13 protein-coding genes are annotated in these 11,785 nt (G+C 45.5%); 6 read left to right on the forward strand and 7 right to left on the reverse strand.

All coding sequences use genetic code 11. The features are described 5' to 3' along the window. Positions 1 to 211: 211 nt before the first annotated feature. The 4 genes from rpmG to AACR11_RS20050 all read right to left on the reverse strand — a co-directional run bounded on the left by rpmG (position 212) and on the right by AACR11_RS20050 (position 3,397). Positions 212 to 382 (reverse strand): 50S ribosomal protein L33, encoded by a 171-nt coding sequence (rpmG, locus tag AACR11_RS20035; RefSeq protein ID WP_004410866.1) that lies wholly within the window; start codon positions 380 to 382, stop codon positions 212 to 214. Positions 383 to 395: 13 nt separating this feature from the next. Then, a complete protein-coding gene (rpmB, locus tag AACR11_RS20040; protein ID WP_005384783.1) occupies positions 396 to 632 on the reverse strand; it encodes a 50S ribosomal protein L28 in 237 nt (78 codons plus the stop codon). Between the two features lie 303 nt (positions 633 to 935). Beyond that, entirely contained in the window at positions 936 to 1,610 is a 675-nt protein-coding gene (radC, locus tag AACR11_RS20045; protein ID WP_005449356.1) for a RadC family protein, read from the reverse strand. Between the two features lie 113 nt (positions 1,611 to 1,723). Continuing rightward, complete coding sequence (locus tag AACR11_RS20050) at positions 1,724 to 3,397, reverse strand: methyl-accepting chemotaxis protein (protein ID WP_029788917.1); 1,674 nt, start codon at positions 3,395 to 3,397, stop codon at positions 1,724 to 1,726. A gap of 207 nt (positions 3,398 to 3,604) precedes the next feature. Between AACR11_RS20050 and coaBC the strand changes: the two genes are divergently transcribed. The 3 genes from coaBC to AACR11_RS20065 all read left to right on the forward strand — a co-directional run bounded on the left by coaBC (position 3,605) and on the right by AACR11_RS20065 (position 6,510). After that, positions 3,605 to 4,804, forward strand: coding sequence for a bifunctional phosphopantothenoylcysteine decarboxylase/phosphopantothenate--cysteine ligase CoaBC (gene coaBC / locus AACR11_RS20055; RefSeq protein WP_009701743.1), 1,200 nt, complete (start codon positions 3,605 to 3,607; stop codon positions 4,802 to 4,804). 159 nt (positions 4,805 to 4,963) lie between these two features. After that, positions 4,964 to 5,554 carry a nucleoid occlusion factor SlmA gene (gene slmA, locus AACR11_RS20060; protein ID WP_005449362.1) on the forward strand — a complete coding sequence of 197 codons (591 nt, stop codon included), beginning with the start codon at positions 4,964 to 4,966 and terminating at the stop codon, positions 5,552 to 5,554. A gap of 5 nt (positions 5,555 to 5,559) precedes the next feature. After that, the gene (locus AACR11_RS20065) at positions 5,560 to 6,510 is read left to right on the forward strand and encodes a Kdo(2)-lipid IV(A) acyltransferase (RefSeq protein WP_009701742.1); all 951 of its coding nucleotides are present in this window, start codon (positions 5,560 to 5,562) and stop codon (positions 6,508 to 6,510) included. Between the two features lie 180 nt (positions 6,511 to 6,690). On the opposite strand, the gene pyrE is transcribed toward AACR11_RS20065, so the two are convergent. Together pyrE and rph are read right to left on the reverse strand one after the other, a co-directional pair. Beyond that, the gene (gene pyrE, locus AACR11_RS20070) at positions 6,691 to 7,332 is read right to left on the reverse strand and encodes an orotate phosphoribosyltransferase (RefSeq protein ID WP_005379384.1); all 642 of its coding nucleotides are present in this window, start codon (positions 7,330 to 7,332) and stop codon (positions 6,691 to 6,693) included. Positions 7,333 to 7,556: 224 nt separating this feature from the next. After that, a complete protein-coding gene (rph, locus tag AACR11_RS20075; protein WP_005430192.1) occupies positions 7,557 to 8,273 on the reverse strand; it encodes a ribonuclease PH in 717 nt (238 codons plus the stop codon). A 174-nt stretch (positions 8,274 to 8,447) separates the two neighbouring features. On the opposite strand from rph, the gene AACR11_RS20080 reads away from it, so the two are divergent. Together AACR11_RS20080 and AACR11_RS20085 are read left to right on the forward strand one after the other, a co-directional pair. Continuing rightward, the gene (locus AACR11_RS20080; protein ID WP_009698958.1) at positions 8,448 to 9,314 is read left to right on the forward strand and encodes a YicC/YloC family endoribonuclease; all 867 of its coding nucleotides are present in this window, start codon (positions 8,448 to 8,450) and stop codon (positions 9,312 to 9,314) included. A 184-nt stretch (positions 9,315 to 9,498) separates the two neighbouring features. Beyond that, the gene (locus AACR11_RS20085; protein WP_079325068.1) at positions 9,499 to 10,704 is read left to right on the forward strand and encodes a tyrosine-type recombinase/integrase; all 1,206 of its coding nucleotides are present in this window, start codon (positions 9,499 to 9,501) and stop codon (positions 10,702 to 10,704) included. On the opposite strand, the gene AACR11_RS20090 is transcribed toward AACR11_RS20085, so the two are convergent. Continuing rightward, on the reverse strand, positions 10,696 to 11,184 hold the full coding sequence (locus tag AACR11_RS20090; RefSeq protein WP_079325070.1) for a hypothetical protein: 489 nt from the start codon (positions 11,182 to 11,184) through the stop codon (positions 10,696 to 10,698). The genes AACR11_RS20085 and AACR11_RS20090 overlap by 9 nt on opposite strands. A gap of 111 nt (positions 11,185 to 11,295) precedes the next feature. Here AACR11_RS20090 and AACR11_RS20095 point away from each other — a divergent pair, with 111 nt between their 5' ends. After that, the gene (locus AACR11_RS20095; protein ID WP_001143087.1) at positions 11,296 to 11,625 is read left to right on the forward strand and encodes a helix-turn-helix domain-containing protein; all 330 of its coding nucleotides are present in this window, start codon (positions 11,296 to 11,298) and stop codon (positions 11,623 to 11,625) included. The last annotated feature ends 160 nt before the right edge of the window (positions 11,626 to 11,785 follow it).

Raw genomic sequence — 11,785 nt, forward strand, 5'->3', positions numbered from 1 at the left:
ATCAACATGGGACAGCCATGTCTTTTCACTTAATTAAGCAACAAAGCCAACCCAGTGCGGCACTAAACATCACAGCTAAGATAATTAATGCAACAAACTTCAAGGCTTGTAACCCTAAATGCATACTTACTTTACTCCTATAACTACAGCAAATAATAAAAAACCCAGCTCGAGAGCTGGGTTTTTTAAATCGTCAAAGAGACAAAATCAATTATTTGATTTTCGCTTCTTTGTACATAACGTGCTGGCGTACAACTGGATCAAATTTCTTGATCTCAAATTTGCCTGGCATGTTACGCTTGTTCTTATCAGTTGTGTAGAAGTGGCCTGTACCTGCTGAAGATACTAGACGGATTTTCTCACGAACGCCTTTCTTTGCCATTGCCTATTTCCTCTTAAACGTTTTCGCCACGTGCACGCATATCAGCAAGAACAGTATCAATACCCTTCTTGTCGATGATACGCATACCTTTTGCAGATAGGCGTAGTTTAACAAAACGTTTTTCGCTCTCTACCCAGAAACGATGAGTTTGTAGGTTCGGCAGAAAACGACGCTTAGTAGCATTTCGTGCGTGTGAACGGTTGTTACCCGTTACTGGACGCTTACCAGTTACTTGGCATACTCGTGACATGAATGTCTTCTCCAAAATCGTTTCAGCTCGATATCAACCTTGGTGGCCGAACCTCTCTATTTCTTGGAAAGAAGTTAGAGGTTAAGAACCGCTATGGAAAATCCATACAAGGCTATCAAAGGTCGCGCATTATACTAACTTGATATGCATTGCTCAAGACCCGAACAGATCCTTTTTACAGGTTTTCGTGATCTTTTTTTAGACAGCAGGTTTTTTCTAGCAGTCCAAGCTGAATTCAGTTAAAAATTTAGTGGCGAGGATGATAGCAGATTTTTAGCAACTAACAACCTAAAAAACGCACAGTTATATCCAACCTCTTTCGGCAAAAGAGACGCTTTCCCCATCTCCGATAACGAAATGGTCCAAAATCCGAATATCCACCAGTGCTAATGCATCAACTAAACGCCGCGTAATCCTTCTGTCTGCTTGGCTCGGCTCCGCTACACCAGATGGATGGTTGTGTGCCAGAATTAACGCAGCGGCATTATGGTGCAAGGCGCGTTTAACCACTTCTCTTGGATATACTGACGCTGCATCGAGTGTGCCTTCAAATAAAATCTCATCTTTTATCACTCGATGCTGGTTATCTAAGAAAAGAATGTAAAAAGCCTCTCTTTGACGGTCTCTTAATATAGAGGAAAGGTAAAGTTTGGTTTGTTCTGGACTGGTTAACGCATCACCACGCTTTAATGTCTCGGCTAAATAGCGTTGTGTCATTTCCAAAACAGCTTGCAACTGCACATACTTGGCTTGCCCTAACCCTTTATGCTGGCAAAACTCTTTCTCTGAAGCCGAAAACAACTGGCGCAGTGATCCAAAGTCTTGAATAAGAAAGTCAGAAAGCTCTATTACGTTCATGCCTTGCGTGCCTGTACGTAGGAAAATTGCAAGTAACTCCGCATCCGATAGCGCTTGCGGACCGCGTTGCAGCAATTTTTCTCTTGGCATGGACTCGTTAGGCAAGGTTTTCAGTGTCATTAGTCGGCTCGATTGATGAGTGAGCGCCTATTGCACAAAATAAAAAGCGAAAGTCGAACCTGACTTTCGCTTTTTTCGTTAGTCACTGCTTTTCTATGTAATCAAGCGATCCATCAAAGCTTGAAATTTCCAACCAGATCGTGAATTTCAGATCCTGACTGTGACAACTGAGTACTGATGCCTTCCGCATGCTGAAGTGTGTCATTAATACGATTCACGATTTGCTGAATCGCCACTAGATTCTGGTTGATGTCTTCAGCAACAGCACTTTGCTCTTCAGCCGCAGAAGCGGTTTGAATGCCCATATCTCGAATTGTTCCGATAGAATGGTGCACGCCGGACAGCGATTGCTGAATCATTGACGACTCTTCAACGGTCTTCGCGCCGCGCTCTTGGCTAGCCGACATAGTGGTCACCGCTCTCGAAACACCAGTTTGTAGTTGCTTGAGCATATCGCCAATTTCATGGGTGCTGTTTTGCGTTCGACTGGCTAACGAGCGAACCTCATCAGCCACCACAGCAAAACCTCGACCTTGCTCGCCAGCACGTGCAGCTTCAATCGCAGCATTCAATGCGAGTAAGTTGGTCTGCTCGGCAATTTCACCAATAACATCGAGCACCTTAGTAATCTGCTCAGTTTGTTGGCTCAGTTCTGCAATCGCATCAGAAGTGCTGTTCACTTCATCGACCAGCTTGCTAATGCCATCAATCGCTTGATCGACTTCACGCTGCGCCTCGGTCACTTGTTCGTTCGCATCGTCAATCGCCTGAGCAGTAGCATTGGTATTACTTGCGACCTCTTTTGCCGTCATGCTCATTTGTGTTACTGCTGTTACCACCTTATCAGTTTCGAGGCAGTGGTTTTGCATTTGAGCACTAGCTTGAGACGTTTGCTGATCCAATTGTCCAGAGACGCTTTGTACTGTATTGGCAGAGCGCTGAATGTCCTGCATTAGCGGATGAAGCTTATCCATAAACTCATTAAATGCCGATGCCACCTCACCGACTTCATCTTTACTTTCAATTTTCAGACGAGCCGTCAAGTCGCCGCCACCGGCAGCCACGTCTTGTAAAGAAGCGGCAATGTGTTGCAACGGAAGAATACCTTTGGAGACGATGATGCTGGTAAGTACGCTAGTAATAATGAGCCCGATAACCGAGATTGTTACCGCTGAGATCGTATGTTCATTCAACTCTTGTGTACGCAGTTCACGCTGCATCGCCACTTGCTGATCAATATCATCAATATAGATGCCCGTACCAAGCACCCAGTCCCACTTAGACAAGTACTCGGCATAACCTAATTTTGGAGCTTGCGCATCAATAGTTGGTTTATGCCAAGAGAAATAAAGGAAACCATCTCCGTTCTTAGATGCATCAATCAGTCCGCCAATCACTGCTACGCCATTTTCATCTTTCAAGCCGATAAGGTTTTTACCTTCTAGGGACGGCTTAATCGCATGCAACGTGTTGACCCCTTTCGAATCATAAGCAAAGAAATAACCGTCGCTTTCAAAACGCATCGCTTTGAGAATTTCTTTTGCCGCTTCTTTGTTATTGCCGTTTACGTCCGTATCGTAAAGCGGCTTTATCGCTGTAACACCCATCATCATGTAGGCTTGCAGCTCTTTTTTACGTGTATCAATCAGCTCTTGTCTATCTCGAGCTAATTCCGCTTCTAAGCTATTACTACCATTGATGTAATACACCACCGAGATCAATGTGGTGATCAACAACAAAGGGATCAGAGTCACCAGCAGCAATTTACTTCGACTTTTCAACACCATCTTATTCCACTACCTCATTATTGTTATTTTTCCCTTTCTATCTTGCAGAGCAAACAGAGATTGTCTGTGAAGTAAGCAAAAGTTTTATATAAGGCTCAGCAATTAATATTCGGTAGTTTGATATGGATTAGCTTCTGATCAGATTTGCGTGGGCGGTGAGAGATTCAGTTGTGCTAAACTCGTCGCCAGAAAAATTGGAGATCTCACATGCAAACACTAGCAGGAAAGAAAATTCTACTCGGCATCAGTGGCGGTATTGCCGCGTATAAATGTGCGGAGCTAACCCGTCGCCTAATAGAAAGAGGCGCACAAGTTCAAGTAGTGATGACCAAAGCGGCGAAGGAGTTCATTACTCCCTTAACCATGCAGGCAGTCTCTGGGCGTCCGGTGTCGGACAGCTTGTTAGACCCTGCGGCAGAAGCATCAATGGGTCACATTGAACTGGCAAAATGGGCAGATTTGGTTCTTCTTGCACCTGCAACTGCAGATTTGATTGCACGTATGTCGGCAGGCATGGGCAATGATTTGCTCACTACGTTAGTACTTGCGACAGATTCTCCTATCGCTGTTTCACCAGCAATGAATCAGCAGATGTACCGTAACGTCGCAACCCAAGAAAATATCGCAACACTGGCACGCCGTGGTATGCATATCTGGGGACCTGCGGCGGGTGAACAAGCATGTGGTGACATTGGTCCTGGTCGTATGCTAGAGCCAATGCAACTTGTCGGTTTGTGTGAACAGTTCTTCCAACCAAAACTGTTAGCAGGAAAATCAGTATTGATCACCGCGGGTCCGACTCGCGAAGCGATTGACCCAGTGCGATACATCTCTAACCACAGCTCAGGAAAAATGGGCTTTGCATTAGCGAATGCCGCAGCACAGTTGGGAGCCAAAGTAACGCTTATCAGCGGACCTGTCAGCTTGAATACGCCAGCAGGTGTTGAGCGTATCAACGTTGCTAGTGCTCAAGAGATGCATGCTGCTGTGACAACTCACGCGCCTAACCACGATGCTTTCATTAGCTGTGCGGCAGTGGCGGATTACCGCCCAGAAAATGTAGCGTCTCAAAAGTTAAAAAAGACTGAAAACAACGACCAGATGACCATCAATATGGTGAAAAACCCTGATATCGTAGCGACCGTTGCCAATATGACTGAGCAACGTCCATTCACGGTTGGCTTCGCAGCCGAAACCAACGATGTCGCTACTTACGCTCGTGGCAAACTGGTGAAGAAGAACCTCGACATGATTTGTGCGAACGATGTATCAGTTGAAGGTCAAGGCTTTAACAGTAACGACAACGCCATCACCCTGTTCTGGTCGCAAGGCGAACTGGCGTTAGCATTGGAATCAAAAGAAGCATTGAGCTTCAAAATCTTAGAAAAGATGCATGATTTAATGTAATAACCCTTTCGTTTTCATCGAAAACTGGCACAAATTTGGTACAAACATGACAACTGAGGGTGTTAAAGCTCCCATTACACCCTCGCTAGTCTAGTTTGATGCCAAATAGCGTCTTATAATCCCCTCCGCTCAACTTTGTATTTTGAAAGGAAGTAACTAATGGCCGGCAGTAAAAAATCCAATCGTCGTGAAGAAATCTTGCAAGCTCTCGCACAGATGCTTGAATCTACAGAAGGCGCTTCACGCATTACTACGGCAAAATTGGCTAAGCAAGTCGGTGTTTCAGAAGCGGCACTTTACCGTCACTTCCCAAGTAAAGCTCGCATGTTTGAAGGCTTGATTGAGTTCATTGAAGAAGCACTCATGACACGTATCAACCGTATTTTGGATGATGAGAAAGACACGCTAGAACGCATTCGCTTGGTTATGCATCTTATCTTGGCATTCTCAGAACGTAACCCAGGTTTGACACGCATTCTTTCTGGTCATGCTCTAATGTTTGAAAATGAGCGCCTACGCGATCGCATCAACCAGTTGTTTGAGCGCATCGAAACGCAACTTCGTCAAATCCTGCGTGAACGTAAGATCCGTGAAGGTAAATCTTTCCCCGTTGAAGAGCGCATTTTAGCCGCTCAGATCCTAGGGCAAGTTGAAGGTAGCTTGAACCGCTTTGTTCGCAGTGACTTCAAATACCAACCAACGGCAAACTTTGACGAGTACTGGGCACTTCTTAGCGCACAAATTAAGTAGAGATTATGAGTAAAGACAAATTCACTAAGCCGGAGTTTTCTCTTTCCCTTCTCCACCCTCGCAACTGGGGCGTTTGGCTCGGCTTTGGCTTTTTGGCTATCGTAGTTAATATTCTTCCATACCGCATGCTACTATCGTTAGGTCGTACGCTCGGTCACATCGGCATGCGCTATGGTAAAAAGCGTGTGCATGTTGCAACGCGTAACCTAGAGTTGGCATTTCCAGATAAGCCAGCAGAAGAGATTCAACATATTGTTGAAGAGAACTTCAAAAACACCGGTATGGCGTTAATTGAAACGGGCATCACTTGGTTTTGGCCAACGTGGCGTTTCAAAACGCTGATCATTGAGAAAGACCTAGTCGCACTTCGTGAGAAAGCCGCAGAAGGCAAAGGTGTCCTACTGTGCTGTGTTCATGCTCTTAACCTTGAGATCACGGCGCGCGCTTTTGCGGTTCTTGGCGTGGCTGGGTACGGTGCGTTCCGTCCACATGACAACCCTGCGTACAACTTCATCCAGTATTGGGGGCGAACACATAACGGCAACAAACTGATTGACCGTAAAGACGTTAAACAGATGATTCGCGTTCTACGCAGCGGTGAGCGCTTGTTCTACCTGCCGGACCACGATTACGGTCGCAACAAATCTGTATTTGTGCCGTTCTTTGCGGTCGAAGATGCATGCACCACAACTGGCACTAGTATTTTGGCTTACACATCTAAGTGCTCGATTATTCCGGGTTCTGGTTTCCGCAATAAAGATGGCAAGTATGAAATCATTGCTGATAAGTGCATTGAAGCCGACTATCCGAAAAAGGATGAAGTCGCAGCAGCAGCTTATATGAACACCTTTGTAGAAGAAGTGATTCTGCGCGCACCAGAGCAATGGATGTGGCTACATAAACGCTATAAAACAATGCCTGACGAAAGCACGCCGAAGGGCATTCGCTACAAATAGGCGACGTCGACAGATTAAAAAGGGGCTGATGGATAACCACCAGCCCCTTTTTATTTCTGTAAAACCAGACTCCCAATTCATCGTTCTTCCTCTTGAAAATGACGATGAACAATCTCATTAACGTCATTTCCTACAGTGAGGAGCAAACGCGATAGGAAATCTCGCTTTCCAAATTCAGAATTAAATGCCGTATTCTGCGCGGTACGCTTTGACTGCTTCTAGGTGCTCTTTGTCTGTACCTTTCTCTTCAAGGAAAGTCACAAGGTCAGTCAGGCTAACGATTGAGATGATTGCACAACCAAAGTCACGCTCTACTTCTTGAATCGCAGACAGCTCACCTTTGCCTTTTTCTTGGCGGTCAATCGCAACCAACACACCAGCAAGGTCTGCGCCATTTGCTTGAATGATTTCCATCGATTCACGAATCGCAGTACCTGCTGTGATTACGTCATCCACTAGCATAATACGACCTTCAAGCGCCGAGCCTACAAGGTTACCGCCTTCGCCGTGGTCTTTCGCTTCTTTACGGTTGAAGCAGTAAGGCGTGTCGATATCGTGGTGATCCGCTAGCGCTACTGCTGTTGTCGTCGCGATTGGAATACCTTTGTACGCTGGACCAAACAGCACATCAAACTCAATGCCTGAATCTGCAAGCGCTGCGGCATAAAAACGACCAAGACGCGCTAGGTCACGACCAGTATTGAAAAGACCAGCGTTAAAGAAGTACGGGCTTTTACGGCCAGATTTCAAAGTAAACTCACCAAACTTAAGAACTTCTTTCTCAAGTGCAAACTCAATAAATTCACGCTGGTATGCTTTCATTATTTTCTCTCTAAATGCAGGCTTGGTATCCATATTCCCAAGCAGTTAATTAACACTAATGCGTTATCTCCTAAGTAGATGGATTTACAGCTAGGCAGCAAGTTTTTCTATCCCTATGAGCATAGTTTTCTATGTAATTAGGGTAGAAAAATGAAGCGAACAACGCTGTAGATTCATATACGACGGAGATAAAAAAATAGCCCCCATAATGGGAGCTATTAAAATCAATTGGCTAACGCCGCCTTCTGCGCTGCGACAATTTCCGTAATGCCGACTTTCGCCGACTCTAACAGAGCCATCAGTTGCTCATGACTAAACGGTTCACCTTCTGCGGTGCCCTGAATTTCAATCATCTTGCCTTCTTCTGTCATCACAACGTTCATGTCTGTGTCTGCCGCTGAATCTTCAACGTACTCAAGGTCACACAGAACATCATCGCCTAGCAAACCAACTGAAACTGCCGCTACGTGACCTTTCATTGGGTTTGCTTTTAGCTTGCCGCTATCCACTAGGTGTTGGAACGCGTCTGCCATTGCAACGCTTGCGCCGCTGATAGATGCAGTGCGAGTACCGCCGTCTGCTTGGATAACATCACAGTCAACCGTGATCATGAACTCACCCATCGCTTGTAGATCAACCACTGCGCGTAGGCTACGTGCGATCAAGCGTTGGATTTCCATCGTACGACCACCTTGCTTACCGTTTGCCGCTTCACGACGAGTACGCGAGTGAGTTGCACGAGGTAGCATGCCGTATTCAGCCGTTACCCAGCCTTTACCTTGACCTTTTAGCCAACGAGGCACAGATTCTTCAACGGTCGCATTACACAACACTTTGGTGTTACCAAATTCAACTAACACTGAGCCTTCAGCGTAAGCTGTGTAGTTACGAGTAATTTTGATTGGGCGAACTTGGTCCGCCTTGCGATCGTTTGGACGCATGGGCATCTACCTTAAGTAATGAGGAGAAGACGATTTGGTTGGGCGCAGATTATAACGGAATCGATTAAATAAAGCTATCTGGACAATCTCGACTCAGAATAGCAAAGCCACTGCCATTTGGCTGTGCTACTATTGCGGGGTAATTTTCAGCAAATTAGAAGACAGGAAAATTCAATGATTTACAGTATGACAGCGTACGCGCGTAAAGAAGTGAAAGGCGATTGGGGTAGCGCAGTGTGGGAAATCCGCAGTGTAAACCAACGCTACCTAGAAACTTATTTCCGTATGCCAGAGCAGTTCCGTGCTCTTGAGCCAGTACTGCGCGAGCGTTTTCGTAAGCGCCTAGCACGCGGCAAAGTAGAATGTAGCCTGCGTTTTGAAGCTAACCCAGCAGCAAAAGCTGAACTAAGCATCAATGAAGCACTGGCAAACCAAGTGATCAAAGCCGCTGAGCAAGTGATGCACATGACTGGTGAGCTAAGCCGCATTAACCCATTCCAAGTAATGCAATGGCCAGGTGTGATGGAAACACCAGAGCAAAACATGGATGAGGTAAACAAAGAACTGCTTGCTGCTTTTGACGAAGCAATCAACGAGTTCATCGACGCGCGTGGTCGTGAAGGCGACAATATGAAAGCGCTTATCGAGCAACGCCTAGAAGCGATCACTGCAGAAGTTGTAAAAGTTCGCGCACGCATGCCAGAAATTCTTGAGTGGCAACGTGAGCGTCTATTCTCGAAGTTTGAAGATGCAAAAGTAGAGCTAGACCCATCTCGCGTTGAACAAGAACTTATCCTTCTGGCACAAAAATCAGACGTAGCAGAAGAGCTAGACCGTCTTGACTCTCACGTGAAAGAGACCACAAACATCTTGAAAAAAGGTGGCGCAGTCGGTCGTCGTCTAGACTTCATGATGCAAGAGTTCAACCGTGAATCGAACACACTAGCGTCAAAATCTATCAGCACAGACATCACCGCATCAGGTGTTGAACTGAAAGTTCTGATTGAGCAAATGCGCGAACAGATCCAAAATATTGAATAAGGTATTTTGAGTCTCTTTGAGCTTACTTAAGCTTACCAAGCCCCTGTAAATAGGGGCTTTTTTGTTTTCAGAAGATTTCAGGTCTTTGCCTCTGTTTTCAACCAACTGGTGAGTTTAGTGGTGAGTAGGATTGATCTAGTATGCCCTTAAATGGTGAGTAACTTTCCATGACAAGGAGAACACTATGGGCAAGCTCAATGCACGTAAAGTCGCCGCTTTAGCCAAAGATGAACCACGCAAAACCGCAGACGGTAATGGCCTGTACTTCGTTGTACCCGCATCTGGAGAACCGTTTTGGATCTTGCGATTTTCAATCAAAGGCAGTCGTCCAGAAATGACACTTGGGTCCTACCCAGAACTATCCCTTGCTGACGCACGCGATGCCGCCTTCCAGCAGCGAAAGCTCATTAAACAAGGCATAAATCCACTGGCCGAACGTCAACGCCGTCAATGGTCAGGTATAGAAACCGTCGAGCAACTGTTCGATGATTGGTATAAAAACGATCTTCAAGTAAGACTGCAACACGCCAACATCCCCAAGCGTATCTACACCAAAGAAATCCACCCAGTGATGGGCAAAATAAGAATCGATCAAGTCACTGCTCTTGATGTAAGAGAAGTAATCAAGCGCGTCGTAGATAGTGGCCGCAAAAGCATCGCAAATGACACCTTGATGTACATGAAACAGCTTTTTCGACATGCAAACAAACTCGACCTCACACAGTTCAACCCGGCAGCAGCTTTTCGTGTCAACGACGCAGGAGGTGTTGAAAAAAGTCGAGAGCGTGTTTTGACCGAAGACGAGATAGCAACTGTGTTTCGAGTGTTCAGAGAGAACAATGTAAGCTTTACACGAGAAAACTATCTAGCTTGCTGCTTATATCTAGTGCTAGGCGTCAGAAATAGCGAGCTCTGCCAAGCGCCTTGGGATGAGTTTGATTTAGATAATGGGATCTGGGAGCTCCCCAAAGAGAGAACCAAAAATGGCATACCATTAACTATCCCACTTCCTCGCCAAGCTGTGGAATGGCTGCAAGAACTCAAAATCAGAGCTCTTGATTCCGATTATGTATTTCCGAGTAGAAGGAGGAGCAAAAATCCATACATGGGCTCAGATACAATAACCACCGCTATTAAATATCTGTTTGGTCGTGACAAAGAGAGGCCAACCAAAAATAAAATGGAAGGGGTTGATTACTTTGTTGTCCATGACCTGCGTCGTACCTTCAGAACACTGGCTTCAGCCGAGGGCATTGATGGTCAAGTGGCTGAAAGGTGTCTAAATCACAAACTCAAAGGGGTTGAAGGCATCTACAACCGCCACGATTTTCTGGAGGAGCGACGAGAAGCACACCAGAAGGTTGCAGATCGTATATGCCACTTACTGTGATCGACAAGGGTACGCATTCTTAAATGCATCATACAGATTTACCCTTAAACCAGGCCCTGTAAGCAATGTACTGGGCCCTGGAGTAAAATCAGGCTGTTCTCGATACAGCAGCTCAAGGGATCGATCGACATGAGATCTTACTGATTCAAACTGAATGTTTCTTGGTAAGCAAAGCTGACCATTATCTTGAGGCATACTGACCCAACGCACGACATCATTTGCTCTTTTAAGATCAGGGCGAAGTAACGCCGCATCTTCAACCCACTGAGTCCAAAAAGAGGCTGATTGCAAAAAACCTTTTAGGAAAAAGTTGCACGCTTGGTTAGGCTGACCGCACATCTGCTTCCAGTCACCATATGTGAGCTCATAACTAGGCACAGCATATGCTTGGGCAGATAAACCTACCGATAAACATACACTGAGGACTTTCAACGGTACACCACTTCTCGTTTTTCTTTTAAGTGCAAACTTACTAGGCATTTTTGCTCTCCATGACTATTCCATCAACCACAAAGCTTAGATATCCTAAGTATACAGAATCATAAAAAACTTAGAAGATCTAAGCATCTAGAGATTGTCGATGAATGTGATTTGCCAACCCCAAGCCCCCTACCAACACGCCTTAAAGAGGCAAGAACGCGAGCAGGCATCAGCCAAAAAACGCTCGGTATTCGTATTGGTATGGACCCAAGTGTGGCGAGTGGACGCATGAACCATTATGAGAAAGGCCGCCATACGCCTGATATCAACACGTTAAGAAAAATGGCAGAAGAACTAAACGTACCCATTGCGTTCTTTTTCTGTGATTCACCAAAGACAGCTGAACTTCTATGCCTTATAGAAAATCTCTCAGAAGAAGAAAAAAGCACACTAATTCAAAAATTAGCTAGTAACCAGCCACACACCTCAAGTAAATCCTAAATTCACTGGGAAATTGGGATACGTGGGAAATAGGGAAAACTATCCATCCTTGTTACCCCCACCCCGCTTTGCCTGATATGCAGCATACCAGTAGACACATCCAACAGCACCAACTGTCAAAAGCAGACCTGCGAACCAATACCAAAGCAAATCCATACAA

The organism is Vibrio sp. L85 (genome assembly GCF_963871815.1).
Lineage (GTDB): Bacteria > Pseudomonadota > Gammaproteobacteria > Enterobacterales > Vibrionaceae > Vibrio > Vibrio harveyi.